Annotated in this window: 12 protein-coding genes; 3 read left to right on the top strand and 9 right to left on the bottom strand. The window is 66.5% G+C overall.

All coding sequences use genetic code 11. The features are described from left to right. Positions 1–22: 22 nt before the first annotated feature. Entirely contained in the window at positions 23–1,777 is a 1,755-nt protein-coding gene (locus tag ATE59_RS04460; RefSeq protein WP_051066403.1) for a chloride channel protein, read from the top strand. A gap of 195 nt (positions 1,778–1,972) precedes the next feature. Here ATE59_RS04460 and ATE59_RS04465 read toward each other — a convergent pair whose 3' ends face one another. The 6 genes from ATE59_RS04465 to ATE59_RS04490 all read right to left on the bottom strand — a co-directional run bounded on the left by ATE59_RS04465 (position 1,973) and on the right by ATE59_RS04490 (position 9,509). Further along, positions 1,973–2,821, bottom strand: coding sequence for an FAS1-like dehydratase domain-containing protein (locus ATE59_RS04465; RefSeq protein WP_058811347.1), 849 nt, complete (start codon positions 2,819–2,821; stop codon positions 1,973–1,975). Next, complete coding sequence (locus ATE59_RS04470; RefSeq protein ID WP_058811348.1) at positions 2,821–4,416, bottom strand: acyl-CoA dehydrogenase family protein; 1,596 nt, start codon at positions 4,414–4,416, stop codon at positions 2,821–2,823. The genes ATE59_RS04465 and ATE59_RS04470 overlap by 1 nt, the downstream gene beginning before the upstream one ends. Positions 4,417–4,570: 154 nt before the next feature. Next, positions 4,571–5,785 (bottom strand): acetyl-CoA C-acetyltransferase, encoded by a 1,215-nt coding sequence (locus ATE59_RS04475; RefSeq protein ID WP_058811349.1) that lies wholly within the window; start codon positions 5,783–5,785, stop codon positions 4,571–4,573. Between the two features lie 154 nt (positions 5,786–5,939). Beyond that, positions 5,940–7,136 (bottom strand): CoA transferase, encoded by a 1,197-nt coding sequence (locus ATE59_RS04480; protein ID WP_058811350.1) that lies wholly within the window; start codon positions 7,134–7,136, stop codon positions 5,940–5,942. A 129-nt stretch (positions 7,137–7,265) separates the two neighbouring features. Beyond that, the gene (locus ATE59_RS04485; protein WP_058811351.1) at positions 7,266–8,435 is read right to left on the bottom strand and encodes an acyl-CoA dehydrogenase family protein; all 1,170 of its coding nucleotides are present in this window, start codon (positions 8,433–8,435) and stop codon (positions 7,266–7,268) included. Between the two features lie 156 nt (positions 8,436–8,591). Beyond that, positions 8,592–9,509: an SDR family NAD(P)-dependent oxidoreductase gene (locus ATE59_RS04490; RefSeq protein ID WP_058811352.1), complete on the bottom strand. Its 918-nt coding sequence runs from the start codon at positions 9,507–9,509 to the stop codon at positions 8,592–8,594. A 102-nt stretch (positions 9,510–9,611) separates the two neighbouring features. On the opposite strand from ATE59_RS04490, the gene ATE59_RS04495 reads away from it, so the two are divergent. Beyond that, positions 9,612–10,370, top strand: a complete 759-nt coding sequence (locus ATE59_RS04495; protein WP_058811353.1) for a helix-turn-helix domain-containing protein — start codon at positions 9,612–9,614, stop codon at positions 10,368–10,370. 60 nt (positions 10,371–10,430) lie between these two features. Next, a complete protein-coding gene (locus ATE59_RS04500; RefSeq protein WP_058811354.1) occupies positions 10,431–12,698 on the top strand; it encodes an FdhF/YdeP family oxidoreductase in 2,268 nt (755 codons plus the stop codon). Here the strand turns inward: ATE59_RS04500 and mobA are convergent. Genes mobA through ATE59_RS04515 form a run of 3 tightly spaced genes read right to left on the bottom strand, consistent with a single transcriptional unit; the run spans position 12,695 to position 15,191 of the window. Then, positions 12,695–13,213 (bottom strand): molybdenum cofactor guanylyltransferase, encoded by a 519-nt coding sequence (gene mobA, locus ATE59_RS04505; protein ID WP_058811355.1) that lies wholly within the window; start codon positions 13,211–13,213, stop codon positions 12,695–12,697. The two genes, ATE59_RS04500 and mobA, sit on opposite strands and share 4 nt — an antisense overlap. Then, positions 13,210–14,019: a formate dehydrogenase accessory sulfurtransferase FdhD gene (gene fdhD / locus ATE59_RS04510; RefSeq protein WP_058811356.1), complete on the bottom strand. Its 810-nt coding sequence runs from the start codon at positions 14,017–14,019 to the stop codon at positions 13,210–13,212. The genes mobA and fdhD overlap by 4 nt, the downstream gene beginning before the upstream one ends. Further along, entirely contained in the window at positions 14,019–15,191 is a 1,173-nt protein-coding gene (locus tag ATE59_RS04515; RefSeq protein WP_058811357.1) for an acyl-CoA dehydrogenase family protein, read from the bottom strand. The genes fdhD and ATE59_RS04515 overlap by 1 nt, the downstream gene beginning before the upstream one ends. Between the last annotated feature and the right edge of the window lie 20 nt (positions 15,192–15,211).

The raw sequence follows: 15,211 nt of genomic DNA on the forward strand, positions 1-15,211 counted from the left end.
CCGCCGCGCTTGGAGCGCCGACGTGTTCCGGATACGCAAAACCCGTCTGCTGATCGCCGCCGCGCGGCAGCGTCGGCGGCTGCGCGAGAGTGAGGCGGCGTTCATCCTGCTCGCCGCGCTGGCGGGGCTGGCGGCGGGGGTGCTGACGAACATCCAGCAATTTCTGGCGCATGGCATCCAGCAGCTTCTTTACGGCGTCACGATCAACCGGCTGAGCGCGCTCGGCGAGATCCATCATCCGTGGAAGCTGGTCGCGCTGCCCATCGGCGGCCTTCTGCTCGTCCTGCTCGCGCGCGGCCTGCGCAACCGCAAGCGCATGCCCGTCGACGTGGTCGAGGCGAACGCGCTGCATGGCGGACGCATTCCCTTTGCCGACAATCTGGTGATCGCGTCGCAGACGATCATCTCGAACGGTGCGGGCGCGTCGGTGGGGCTCGAGGCCGCCTATGCGCAGATGGGCGGCGGCTTCGCCTCGCAGCTCGGCCAGTGGTTCGCACTGCGCCGCAACGATCTGCGCACGCTGGTCGGCGCCGGGGCGGGCGGGGCGATCGGCGCGGCCTTCGGCGCCCCGCTGACCGGCGCCTTCTATGCGTTCGAGATCGTCATCGGCAATTATACCCCCGCCGCGATCGCCCCGGTGATGGTCGCGGCGCTGTCGGCCGTATTCGTCAGCCGCGCGCTCGGCGTCGATCCCTATCTGATCGCGACGACTGTCGACCGCGCTTTTTCGACCGCCGACTATCTTGCCTATGCGTTGCTCGGGCTGGTCGCCGCGCTGTTCGGCATCCTCATCATGCGGCTCGTCACCTTCGCCGAAATTCGCGTTCAGGGATGGCAAAGGATCGCAGGCTGGCGGCCACTCATCGGCGGCTTGCTGCTGATCCCCTTGGCGCTGGTGTCGCCGCAGACGCTGTCGGCGGGGCATGGCGCGCTGCACCTTGATCTGGTGCTCCGCCCGGCGCTGTCCTTCCTCGCCATCGTGCTGCTGCTCAAGATCGCGGCGTCGGTCGTGTCGCTCAGCTTCGGCTTTCGCGGCGGGCTGTTCTTTGCCTCGCTGTTCCTGGGGTCGCTGATCGGACAGATATTCGCGGGACTCGTCAACATGAGCCCCCTCGGCATCGCGCTCGATCCCAACGACGCGGCGCTGGTCGGCATGGCGGCGCTCAGCGTCTCGGTCGTCGGCGGGCCGATGACGCTCGCGGTGCTGATGCTCGAGACGACCCATGATTTCGCGCTGATGGGCGTGGTGCTGACCGCGACGCTGGTGTCGAGCGCGCTGACGCGCGAATGGTTCGGCTACAGCTTCTCGACCTGGCGCCTGCATTTGCGCGGTTCGAAGATCCGCAGTCCGCGCGACATCGGCCGGTTGCTGACGCTCACCGCCGGACGGATCATGCGCACCGACTGGACGGCCGTCCCCGCCGCCATGACCGTCGCCGATTTCCGCCTGCGCGTGCCGCTCGGTTCGACGGCCAAGGCGGTGCTGACCGATGGCGAGGGCCGCTATGGCGGAATCGTCGTCACAGCCGCGGCCTATCATCCCGACATTGCGGGTGATGCCCCGATCGCCAGCCTTGCGACGCTCACCGACGACACGCTGCACCCCGCAACCGGGGTCGAGGCGATGATCGCAGCCTTCGATGCCGCCTCGGCCGATGAACTGGCGGTGGTCGACGATGGCGGAAAGGTGATCGGCGTCGTCACCGAAAAACATGCACGGCGCCGCTATTTCGAAGCGCTCGAAGAGGCGCAGCGCGACCTGTTCGGCGAAAGCTGAAAAATTTGCGCCGGCGGATGGGGCCGCCGGCGCACCTCCCTAAGGGGGGAGGGAGAGGATAACGGAGTATCGTGCTTTGCCTTGCCGCTGTGGGCGTAATTGGCCGGCGGCGCGCCTGCGCTGCGCCGAAACGCGATTATCGCGCGACAAAGGTTGCGGGAGATAGGGCGGGAGGCCGGGGGCGCCGCGCCTGAGTTAGCGGGTGGCGCTCGCGGCCATCACCTGTCGTCCGTCGCTCGCGAAGGCACCAAGGACGATGGCATCATCGTCGCCGCGCAGCGCCAGATGCAATTCTTCGCCGCAGATCGCCGGAGACGTGCCGCGGAAATCGAAGCGGGTGAGGGCGTTGTCGCCGAAGTGCCGCGCCGCGAGGTCGAGAAGCAGCGTTGCGGTGAGCGGGCCGTGGACGACGAGGCCGCGGTATCCCTCTTCTTCGGTCGTATAAGGCAGGTCGTAGTGGATGCGGTGGCTGTTGAAAGTCAGCGCCGAGTAGCGGAACAGCAGCGCCTCCGACGGCACAAGCATCCGGTGCGCGTCCCAGCCCGCGGGATCGAAGCGGCCCTCGCCCGGCGGCGGGGCTGGTGGGGCGCCGGCGGGCGCGGGTTCGCGGAAAACGATGGTCTGGGTCTCGCGCACCGCGAGTTCGCCGTCGCCATGCGTTTCGTGCGCGACCTCGGCAAAGACGAGTGTGCCGGTGCCGCCCTGCTTTTCGGTGATCGCGGCGACGCGCGAGCTGCGCATTACCGTCTGGCCGGGGCGCAGGGGATTGAGGAATTCGACCTTGCTTGCGGCCCACATGCGGCGCGGGAGGGGGATGGGGGGCAGGAAGCTGTCGTCGCTGTCCTCGCGTACCGGATGGCCGTCGGCGCCGAGGATCGCGGTCGGCGCGTCGGGGAGGCAGAGGCACCAGTGATAGGCTTGCGGCACGCTGTCGTCGGCGGGCGCGGCGCGGTCGAGCGTCGCGAGCCAGCGTTTGACCGCGCCGGGCTCGACATGATCGTGGCGGATATCTTCGCGGCCGATCCAGGCGCTCCAATCCTTCATCAATTGCGTCCTCCGGTCAGCCCGCGCGCGATCACCTGCGCCTGAATCTCCGCCGCGCCCTCGAAGATGTTGAGGATGCGGGCATCGCAGAGCACCCGGCTGATCTCATATTCGAGCGCATAGCCGTTGCCGCCGTGGATTTGCAGCGCGGCGTCGGCGTTCGCCCAGGCGGCGCGCGCGCCGAGCAGCTTTGCCATACCGGCTTCGATGTCACAGCGTTTGCCGCTATCCTTGGCCCGCGCGGCGGCGTAGCTGAGTTCGCGCGCCATCACGAAGTCGACGAGGCTCATCGCCAGCTTGTCCGAAACACGCGGGAAATGGACGATCGCCTTGCCGAACTGCTTGCGGGTGCGCGCATAGTCGAGCCCGAGTTCGAGCGCGCGGCGCGCGACGCCGACCGCGCGCGCGGCGGTCTGGATGCGCGCGCCCTCGAAGGTGCGCATGAGCTGCTTGAAGCCTTGGCCTTCCTCGCCGCCGAGCAGCGCATCGGCAGGTGCGGTCATGGCGTCGAATTGCAGCGCATATTCGCGCATCCCGCGATAGCCGAGCACTTCGATCTCGCTGCCGGTCATGCCGGCGGCGGGGAAGGGATCGGCCTCGGTTCCGCGCGGCTTGGGGACAAGCAGCATCGAGAGGCCCGCATAGCCCTTGGCGTCGGGCAGGGTGCGCGCGAGCAACGTCATCAGGTCTGAGCGCGCGGCGTGGGTGATCCAGTTTTTGGCGCCGTCGATGACCCAATGGTCGCCCTCGCGGCGGGCCTTCGTTTGGAGTGCGCCGAGGTCGGAGCCGACGTCGGGCTCGGTGAACACCGCGGTCGGCAGGATTTCGCCGCTGGCGATCCGGGGCAGCCATTCGGCCTTTTGCGCATCGGTGCCGCCATGAACGATCAATTCGCCCGCGATCTCGGACCGGGTGCCGAGCGAACCGGTACCGATCCAGCCGCGCGATAGTTCCTCGGTGACGATGCACATGACGAGCTTGCCGAGGCCGAGGCCGCCAAATTCCTCGGGAATACAGACGCCAAAGGTGCCTAGCTCAGCCATCGCCTGAACCGTCGCATCGGGGATCAGCTCATTGGCAAGGTGCCAGCTATGCGCGTGCGGGATGATCGCGGCGTCGGTGAAGCGGCGATACTGGTCGCGGATCGCGTCGAGGTCGGCGTCGTGGAGCGTCTCGCTTGGCCATTGATTTTCGGCTAGCGCGGCGGCGACCTCAGCGCGGGTGGCGGCATGGTCGGCGTCGAGCAGGTTCGCGCAGGCGTCGGCGAGCACGCGCGCCGCAGCGCCGAGGCCAAGATCGGCGGGGCGGAAAATCTCGTTCTGTCCCATCGGCAGGCCGCCGGTGAGTTGGCCGATGCTTTCGGCGAAGGCGAGGGTGGCGATCTGCGCGTCGAGCGGGTTTGTACCGTTGCCGGCGTCGAGCCAGTCGAGCGTCGCTTCGAGCGCCGCGACCGTCGTTGCGACCCACGCGAAGCCATGCGCCGCGCGCTGCTCGCTGTCGATTGGGGTGGCCGCCAGCCGCTCGGCGAGCGCGGCTTTCGCGGCGCCGCTGTAGGCTTGAACTGCGATCAGCGCGTTGTTCAGATCGGAGCGCATCTTCAGAGCCTGACCCCTATGTCTTCGTCACCCCGGACTTGATCCGGGGTCCATGCCATCGGCGCTGCAATGGACCCCGGATCAAGTCCGGGGTGACGAGGAGGAGGAGCTTGGTTCACGCTGGCTGCCTGTTGTTCGTCAATCCCTGCCACATTCAAACCGCGCGCTCGAAGATCGCGGCGATACCTTGGCCGCCGCCGATGCACATGGTTTCAAGACCGTAGCGGCCATTCCTGCGGACGAGTTCACGCGTCAGATTGGCCAGAATGCGCCCGCCGGTCGCGCCGATCGGGTGGCCGAGCGAGATGCCCGAGCCGTTGACGTTGAGAATCTCATTCCGGCTGTCGTCCTCGCTCCAGCCCCAGCCCTTGAGCACGGCGAGCACCTGCGGCGCGAAGGCTTCGTTGAGTTCGACAAGGTCGATGTCGCCCCAGCCGAGGCCGTTACGCGCGAAGAGGCGTTCGACCGCGGGGACGGGGCCGATGCCCATGCGGCTGGGGTCGCAGCCCGCTGCGGCCGAGCTGTGATACCATGCGATGGGGGTCAGCCCGAGTTCGTCGAGCTTGTCCTCGGCGACGACGAGGCACGCGGCGGCGGCGTCATTCTGCTGGCTGGCGTTACCCGCGGTGACGACGCCGCCTTCGAGCGCCTTCAGTTTGCCGAGCGATTCCAGCGTCGCGTCGGCGCGGTAGCCCTCGTCGTGCGCGAAGACGACCGGATCGCCCTTTTTCTGCGGCACCGAGACGGGGACCAGTTCGTCGTCGAACAGACCGGTCGCCCAGGCTGCGGCGGCGCGCTGATGGCTGCGAACGGCATAGGCGTCGCACGCCTCGCGGCTGATGTCATAATCCTTGGCGAGATTTTCGGCGGTTTCGATCATCCCGGTGATGACGCCGAAGCGTTCGACGGGCTGCGACATCAGCCGCCCGCGCGTCAGCCGGTCGTGGAGGGTGAGGTTCCCCGCCCGCACGCCCTTGCGGATATCGGTCGAATAATGCTCGACGTTCGACATCGATTCGACGCCGCCCGCGACGACGACGTCGGACATGCCGGTCTGGACCATCATCGCGGCGTTGACGACCGCCTGCAGCCCCGAGCCGCAGCGGCGGTCGAGCTGATAGCCCGGCACGTCGAGCGGCAGGCCCGCGGCGAGCCACGACCAGTGGCCGATCGCTGGCGCCTCGCCATTGCCATAACCCTGCGAAAAGACGACGTCGTCGACCCGCGCGGGGTCGATCCCGGTGCGCTCCATGAGCGCCTTCAGGATGACCGCGCCGAGGGCGCCGGCGGTCATGGAGGACAGCGAGCCGCCGAACTTGCCGACGGCGGTGCGGATCGGGGCGACGATGGCGGCGCGGCGAAGGGTCATTTTCTAATCTCCAAACATAAATTGCGTGTGCCCCCGCGAAGGCGGGGGTCCATCACCTGCCCTCTCAGCCCTCAGCAACCGCTGGCCGGCATCGCAAGGATCGGATGATGGGCCCCCGCCTTCGCGGGGGCACAGGAAGGGGAAGTGGGGCAATTCAGCCGACACCGACGATACCGGCATCGATCAGACGGGCAATTTCGCCCGAGGAGAGCGAAAGGCGCGAGGTCAGCACTTCTTCGCTGTGCTGGCCGTTGAGCGGGGCAGGGCGCGGGGGTTGGCGTTCCGCCTGCGGGATGGTCGCGAAGGCGCCCGCGGCGGGGTAGGCGAAGCCGCTGGGGTTCTGCGCCGCGCCGAAGATCGGGTTGTTCGCGACGAGCGCCGGGTCCTGAACCGCATCGAGCATCGTGCGATAGGGCGAATGGACGATCCCGCCCGCGTCAAAGGCGGCGGCAAGGTCGGCATGGTCGCGACTTGCGATAGCTTTCTCGAACAAGGGGTAGAGCACGTCGCGGTGGTCGAAGCGGAGGCCGTCGTCCTTGGCGAAGGAGATGCGGCGTTCGCTTTCGATGCGCGCGATGGCGTCGCCGAGATTGAGCGCCGCAATCAGGTTCGCCCATTGGCGCGGCGTGACGACGACGATCATCGTCCGCTGGCCGTCGCGCGTCACGAAGTCGCGTCCGAAGAGGCCGTAGACCGCGTTGCCGAGCCGCGGGCGGTTCTCGCCCGAATAGATGACTTCGGCGATGCCGCCGAGGTTGGCGACCGTGCCAATCGCGACGTCCGACAGGGGGATGCGGACCTCGCCGCCTTCGCCGCTGACGCTGCGCCGCTGGATCGCCGCGAGCAATGCGAAGGCGGCATAGGCGCCGGTGAGCAGGTCCCAGGCGGGGAGCACATGGTTGACCGGCTCGGGCCCGGTGCCGGTCAGCATCGGATAGCCGACGCTGTTGTTCACCGTATAATCGAGCGCGGGCGAGCCGTCGGCCCAGCCCATCACGCGCACGGTGATGAGGTCCGGGCGGCCTTCGGCGAGCGTGTCGTGCGACACGAAGCCGCCCGCCGGAAAGTTGGTGATGAACTGGCCGGTCGCGCGGACCAGTTGCTGCAGCAACTCGCGCCCCTCTGGCCGGGACAGATCGAGCGCCACCGACTTTTTCGCGCGATTGAGATTCTCCCAATAGAGCGAGTTGTTCTCGGCCGTCACCGGCCAGCGGTGGAAATCGGGGCCGCCGCCGATCTGGTCGACGCGGATCACCTCGGCGCCGAACTGCGCGCAATAGAGCCCGGCCGTGGGCGAGGCGACGAAGGAGGACGCTTCGATCATCGAGAGGCCGGAGAGGAGGTTATACATGGCGTGTTCCGTCGCCCCCCACTCCCGTCATCCCGGCGAAGGCCGGGATCTCGCCGTAGCGTTTGAATGCACCGGCGAGATCCCGGCCTTCGCCGGGATGACGATGAGGTGTTTTGGGCAACACCACCCTCAATTCGCCGCCGCAAACTCGCGCAGCATATGCTTCGCGATCTGCAACTGCAGGATCTGCGTCGTGCCTTCGTAGATGCGATAGATGCGCGCATCGCGGAAGAAGCGCTCGGCGTCATATTCGGCGAGATAGCCCGCGCCGCCATAGACCTGAACGCAGGCGTCGACGACGCGGCCGCACATCTCGGAGGCGAAGACCTTGAACGCCGCGGCCTTGCGGAGAACATTCTCGCCCGCGTCGGCGCGGCGCGTGACGTCGTCCATCATGCATTCGGCGGCGTAGATGTCGATCTCGCTCTGTGCGAGCATCTGCTGGATAAGCTGGAAGTTCGCGATCGGCTCGCCGAACGCCTTGCGTTCGGTCGCATAGCGGACCGCACTGTCGAGTGCGCGGCGGGCGTAGGCGGTCGCCGCGGCGCCGACCGACATGCGGCCGTTGTCGAGGCTCATCATCGCATAGGCAAAGCCTTTGCCGAGTTCGCCGCCGAGCAACGCCTCGCCGCCGACGCGGACGTCCTCCATGATGACGTCGGCGATATGGCTGCCCGACTGGCCCATCTTCTTGTCCGATTTGCCGATGGTGATGCCGGGGGCGTCGAAGGGCACCACGAAGGCCGAAACATGCGCGTTCTTCGGCAGATTTTCCTTGCTCGTCCGCGCCATGATCAGGCCGACCTTGGCGAAGGGCGAGTTGGTGATGTAGCGTTTGGTGCCGTTCAAGACCCAGCCATTGTCGGTCTGCGTCGCGCTGGTTTGCAGCCCCGCCGAGTCCGAGCCCGATCCCGGCTCGGTCAGCCCGAAGCAGGCGATCTCGCCCGCCGCGACGCGCGGCAGCCATTCGGCCTTCTGCGCCTCGGTCCCGCCATTCTTCAATGCCGAGGCGAACATGCCGATGTTGATCGAGATGATCGATCGGAAGGCCGGCATCGCATAGCTGATCGTGTGGATCGTCTTGATATATTGGCTGACGTTCATCCCCGCGCCGCCATATTCTTCGGGGATCGTCAGGCCGAAGAGGCCCATGTCGCGCATCTCGGACAGGATATCGTCGGGGATCGCGTCGCTCTCGATGATCTCCTTCTCGGCGGGGAGAAGGCGATCGCGCACATAGCGCTGAAGCTGTTCGATGAACTGTTCGAAGACGTCCGCGTCCATGCCGGGGTTGCTCATGAAAGGCTCCTCAACGCATTTCCAATTTCCGTATCCCCGAGCGAAGTCGAGGGGGCCGTTCGAGCGAAGCGAGAGCCGGTGCCGTGATGGCCTCGGCTTCGCTCGGCAGAGCCCCTCGACTTCGCTCGGGGATACGGGTGGGTGGGAAGATTCATATTAGATCGGGTCGTAGGGGAAAACATGCGCCGACACTTCGTCGGCGCGCGCGAAGGCGGGGCGGAAGGCGGGGATCAGCTCGTCGGCGATTGCCTCGGCGGTCCAGCCTTCGAGCTTGGCCATCGAGCGCACGGGGCGCGGCTTCGAGAAAAGCAATATCTCGTTCTTGCGGACGCTGAAGATCTGGTTGGTCACATCCTTCGACAGGTCGGAGGCGAGATAGGCGACGAGCGGTGCGATCTTGTCGGGCGACATTTCCTGCAACCGCTTGACGCGCTCTTGCTCTGCCGGGGTCGTCGCCGGGATCGAACTGGTCATGCGGCTCCACGCGAAGGGCGCGATGCAGTTCGAGCGCACCCCGACGCGCGCCATGTCGAGCGCGATCGACTGCGACAGCGCGACGACGCCGAGCTTGGCGGCGGAATAATTGGCCTGTCCGATGTTACCGATAAGCCCGCTGGTCGAGGTGAAGTGGATAAAGCTGCCCGACTGCTGCTCGCGGAAGTATGGCGTCGCGGCCTTCGAGACGTTGAAGACGCCGGTGAGGTTGACCTCGATGACGCTCTTCCAATCCTCGTAGCTCATCTTGTGCCAGATGGTGTCGCGCAGGATGCCGGCGTTGTTCACGACGGCATCGATGCGGCCGAACTTTGCGACCGCATCCTCGATGATGCCGGCGGCGTCCTTGGGATCGGCGACATTGCCGAAATTGGCAGCAGCCTTGCCGCCCGCAGCGACGATGTCGTTCGCGGTGGTCTCCGCCGGGGCAGCGTCGCCGCCATCGCCCGCCTGCGCGACGCCGGGGTCGTTGACGATCACCGCTGCGCCTTGCGCGGCGCAGTGGAGCGCCAGTTCGCGCCCGATGCCGCGTCCCGCGCCGGTAATCGCGACCACTTTGCCGTCCAGACAACCGCTCATGCCACTCTCCCGTCGAATCAATCGATAGCGCGATAGAGCGGGCAATGCATCATTTCAACATTGGGAATTGTTCTTTCATATATATGAAAATATAGAAGAGCCATGACCGGCCCCGTGCGTTCCGTTTCTCTGGCTTTCGCGATTCTGCGCCTGCTCGCCGACGCGGGACCGCTGACGCTGTCCGACATCGGCCGTAGTCTCGGCCTCAGTCCGTCGAGCTGCCTCAACCTTCTCAAGACGCTGGCGAGTGAAGGCGCGATCGAGCGCGCCGAGCCGGGCAAGCGTTACCGGCTGACGGCGGCCTGGCAGATGGCTGAGGTGCTGCGCGACAATGGCGGCGCGGCAGCGCTCGCCGAACGCGCCCGCCCGCTGATGCTTCGCTTTGCGCAGCGTCGCGAGGCGGCGGTCGGCCTGTGGGCGGCGGTGTCGCGCGACCGGATGCAATTGCTTGCGCATGCCGAAAGCGATGCCGGAATGCGGCTGCGCCTCGCCGACGAACAGCGCCAGCCGCTCGGCGGGGGTGCGGCTGGCCGGGCGCTTGCGGCAGCGCAGGGCGTCGATGCCCGCGAACTTGCGCGGCGATTTGCGCCGGTGCGCTGGCAGGCGGCGCTCGATTTCGACACCTATGCCGCGCAGGTGCGCGAGGCGGCGGCGAAGGGCTTTGCCATCGACGAGGGCTTCGCGCATCGCGGCGTCGTGACGGTCGCGGCGGGGCTGGCCGAGCCGCGCCCCGGCTTTTGCCTGTCGGCGTCGATCGTCGCGGGATCGCGCAGCGCGGCGGAGATCGAAGCGCTGGGGGATGGCTTGCGCCAATTGGGCGATGCGCTCGGCGCGGGCGGGGTCGCCGACGCAGAGCGATAAGCTCTGGAATTGATGTGATAGCGGGACCATAGTGCGCGTCCAATCGCTCGGGATAGGATCATGGCCGAAGGCAAGCCCCGCTACACCCCCTACAAGCAGCCCGCGGGCGGATGGGGCGCCGCCGCGGCCACCGCAAAAGTGCTGCTCGAACAGAGCGTCGTTACCAAGGGATCGCGCGCGCTGCTGTCGATGAACCAACCGGGCGGTTTCAAATGTCCGAGCTGCGCCTTTCCCGATGCCAGTTGTACCAAGAAGCTGGAATTCTGCGAAAATGGCGCCAAGGCGCTCGCGCATGAGGCGACGAAATTCCGGGTGACGCGCGACTTCTTCGCGGCGTACAGCGTCACCGAGCTGATGGCGCAGTCGGACTATTGGCTCGAGATGCAGGGGCGGCTCACCGAGCCGATGCGCTATGACGCCGCGACCGACCATTATGTGCCGGTGAGCTGGGACGACGCCTTTGCGCTGATCGGCCGGCACCTGCGCGCGCTCGACGATCCCGACCAGGCCGAATTCTACACCTCCGGCCGCACTCCGAACGAGGCCGCTTTCCTCTATTCGATCTTCGTGCGCGAGTTCGGCACCAACAATTTTCCCGATTGTTCGAACATGTGCCATGAACCGACGAGCCGCGGCCTGCCGCCTGCGATCGGGGTGGGCAAAGGGACGGTGATCCTCGACGATTTCGACCATGCCGAGGCCATCTTCGTGATTGGCCAGAACCCTGGCACCAACGCGCCGCGCATGATGACCTGCCTCGTCGAAGCGCGGCGGCGCGGGGTTCCGATTGTCGCGGTCAATCCGATGCCCGAACGCGCGCTGATCCGCTTCACCGAGCCGCAGGACATCGCGCAGATGGCGACCTTCGGCTCGACGCCGATCGCCAGCGAATTCGTGCATGTGAAGATCGGCGGCGATCTTGCGCTGATCAAGGGCATGATGCGCACGATGTTCGAGCGCGAAGCGGCAGGCGAAACGGTCTTCGACCATGATTTCATCGCCGAACACACCGAAGGCTTCGAGGAACTGCGCGACGACATCATGGCGCAGGACTGGGCCGAGATGGTCGCGGTTTCGGGTATTTCGGAAGAGCAGATCCGCCGCTGCGCCGAGGTCTACATCCGCTCCAACGCCACGATCATCTGTTACGGCATGGGGCTGACCCAGCATCAACTGGGATCGCGGCTGCTGCAGCAAGTTGCGGCGCTGCTGCTGCTCAAGGGCAATTACGGCAAGCCCGGCGCCGGCATCTCCCCGATCCGCGGTCATTCGAACGTGCAGGGCGATCGCACCGTCGGCATCGACGAAAAGCCGACCGAGGCTTATCTCGATCGCGTGCGCGATGTCTTCGGCTTCGAGCCGCCGCGCGCGCACGGCCATCACACCGTCGAATCGGTCGAGGCGATGATGGCGGGGACGGCGAAGGTCTTTATCGGGCTGGGCGGCAATTTCGTGCGCGCGGTGCCCGATACCGACCGCGCCTATGATGCGATGCGCAAGCTGGACCTGACCGTCGGCATCGCGACCAAGCTTAACCGCGGGCATCTCGTGCATGGCAAGGATGCGCTCATCTTGCCGGTCATCGCGCGATCCGAACGCATCGAAACCGCGGCGGGCGAGCAATTCGTCACGATCGAGGATTCGATGTCGAACGTCACCGCCTCGCGCGGGGTGCTCGATCCGGCGAGCGCGCATCTGTTGCCGGAGGTCGAGATCGTCTGCCGCATGGCGATGTCGGCCTTGCCCGACAGCAAGGTCGATTGGGCGAGCTATATCGACGACTATGCCCGCATCCGCGACCGGATCGCCGACGTCTATCCCGCCATCTACGCCGATTTCGGGGAGCGTATCAAGGCGCCCAAAGGCTTTCATCTCGACATCGCGCCGCGGCGCCGCGCGTGGCTGACCCCGAACGGGAAAGCCAATTTCCTGCCGCTGCCCGGACTGCACGTCGATGCGCCGGTCGATGATCCCGGCATGCTGCGGCTCGCGACGGTGCGATCGCACGATCAGTTCAACACGACGATCTACAGCTATAATGATCGCTATCGCGGCGTGTACAACGACCGGATGGTGGTGTTCATGAATGCCGAGGACATGGCGGCGCACGGCTTGGCCGAAGGCGCGAAGATCACGCTGGAAACGATCAGCACTGACGGCATCGTGCGGCGGGTCGAGGGGCTGACCGCGATCGACTATCCGATGCCGGCAGGTTCCATCGCGGGCTATTATCCCGAACTCAACCCGCTGCTGCCGCTCGCCTATTATGACCCGATCAGCGGCTGCCCGGCGGCAAAGTCGATCCCCGTGCGGGTGGTCAGTATCTAAGCAAAGCGATCGAGATCGGACGGGTGGTTGATGTTCGGCAGGTCGACATCGCTCTCGACCGCACGCGCACCGATGCGGCGGGCGAAACTGCGCACCGACCGGTCGTCCTCTTCGCCGAGGAGCGCGTCGACCAGCGGAAGCGCCTGCACCGGCCACAGACCGATAACCGGCTGCGCGGCGAGAGATGCCGGCGGCGGGGCAAGCAGATCGCGCAGATTTGCGGGTAGCCGAACACAGTCGACCGGCACCGTCAGCACCGCATCGAAGCCTTCGCTCGCGGCATAAGCAAGCGCCCCGGCGATGCCGCCGAGCGGGCCGAGGCCGGGCTGCGGCCGGTCGGGTATCGCGGCGACGGGCCCGTTTTCGCGCCCGACGATGACGATCCGGTCGCATTGGGGGTTCAGCGCCGCGACGGCATGATCGAGGAGCGTCGTGCCGCCCAAGAGCGCCTGCGCCTTGTCGGAGCCGAAGCGGCGCGACTGCCCGCCGGCGAGTACCGCGCCGAGCAGCCTCATGCGATCATGCCCTGCGCGTCGCAGATGATAAGGGCATTGTCGGCGCGCGCCAGCGAGACGAGCGTCAGCCCGGCCGATGCGGCGCGCTCGGCGGCAAGGCTGGTGGGCGCCGAGATGGTGACGAGCATCGGGCAGCCCGCGCGTACCGTCTTTTCGACCAGTTCGTAGCTGCAGCGCGCCGACAGCAGGATGAAACCGCCCGCCGGATCGGTAGCGCCGCGCGCGAGCGCACCGACAAGCTTGTCGAGCGCATTGTGCCGTCCGACGTCTTCGCGAACGAGAAAAATTTCGCCATCGGGGTCGCAGAAAGCGGCGGCGTGGGCGGCGCCGGTCGCACGCCCGAGCGGTTGCCGCTCGGGGAGCGCCGCAAGCGCGCGCGCGATCGCCGCGCGCGGCACGGTGACGCGCGCGGTCACGGGTGGCAGCGGGCGCAGCACCGCGTCGATATTTTCGAGGCCGCACAGGCCGCAACTGCTCTCGCTCACGCGCGTCCGGGCGCGGTCGAGCGCGCGCGCAGCGCAAGCGGGGGAAAGCCAGAGCCGCAGCGCATGGCCGCCGGGAACCGGCTGCGCGTCGATCCGGTCGATCTGCGCTGCCGTATCAACGAACCCCTCGGCCAGTGCGAAGCCGACGCCGAAATCTTCGAGATCGGCGGGCGTCGCCATCATGACGGCATAGGCGAGCCCCTGAACCTCGATCGAGACCGGCATCTCGACCGCGATCATGCGCTCGATGTCGGCATCGCCCGCCACCCCCAGACCCATCCGGCGCACCGGGCGCGGAAGGAAGGGCGGGGTATCGGCCATCAATAGGACCGCGGCATGCCGAGGACATGCTCGGCGAGGAAGGAGAGGATGAGGTTCGTCGAGATCGGCGCGACCTGATAGAGGCGCGTCTCGCGGAACTTGCGCTCGACGTCATATTCCTCGGCAAAACCGAAGCCGCCGTGGGTCTGAATACAGACATTGCCGGCTTCCACCGATGCGTCGGCGGCGAGCATCTTGGCCATATTCGCCTCCGCGCCGTTGGGCTGCCCCGCTTCGTAGAGCCGGGCGGCTTCGTGAACCATCAACTCGGCGGCGCGCATATTGGCATAGGCGCGCGCGATCGGGAAGGAGATGCCCTGGTTCTGGCCGATCGCGCGGCCGAAAACATGGCGTTCGTTCGCATAGTCGGCGGACTTCCGGATGAACCATTTGGCGTCGCCGACACATTCGGCGGCGATCAACGTCCGTTCGGCGTTCATGCCCGAGAGGATGTAACGGAAGCCTTTTCCTTCCTCGCCCAACAGGTTGGCGGACGGAATGCGCATATTGTCGAAGAAGACCTCGGTCGTCGCATGATTCATCATCGTGCGGATCGGGCGGATGGTGAGCGACCCGTCGGCCAGCGCCTTTTTCATGTCGACGATGAAGGTCGAAAGGCCGTCGGTCTTTTTCGCCGCCTGATCTTTCGGCGTCGTGCGCGCGAGCAGCAGCATCAGGTCGCTATGCTCGGCGCGGCTCGTCCAGATTTTCTGGCCGTTCACGACATAATCGTCGCCATCGCGCACCGCGACGGTGCGCAGCGCGGTCGTGTCGGTGCCGCTCGTCGGCTCGGTGACGCCGAAGGCTTGGAGACGCAACTCGCCGGTTGCAATTTTGGGCAGATAGGCTTGCTTCTGTCCTTCCGACCCGTGGCGCAGGATCGAACCCATGATGTACATCTGCGCGTGGCAGGCGCCGCCGTTGCAGCCTTCGGCCTGAATCGTCTCGAGGATCGCCGCCGCCGCCGACAGGCCGAGCCCCGATCCGCCATATTCTTCGGGGATCAACACCGAGAGATAGCCCGCGTCGGTCAGCGCCTTGACGAATGCGGTGGGATATTCGCGCCTTACGTCGAGTTCGCGCCAATATTCGCCCGGAAACTCGGCGCACAGCCGCCGCACGCCCTCACGAATCTCGGGAAAATGCTCGCTGTCATAGGGGCTGAGCTGCATCGTCGCTGGTCCAATCCTCT

This window comes from Sphingopyxis sp. A083 (assembly GCF_001468495.1).
Lineage (GTDB): Bacteria > Pseudomonadota > Alphaproteobacteria > Sphingomonadales > Sphingomonadaceae > Sphingopyxis > Sphingopyxis terrae.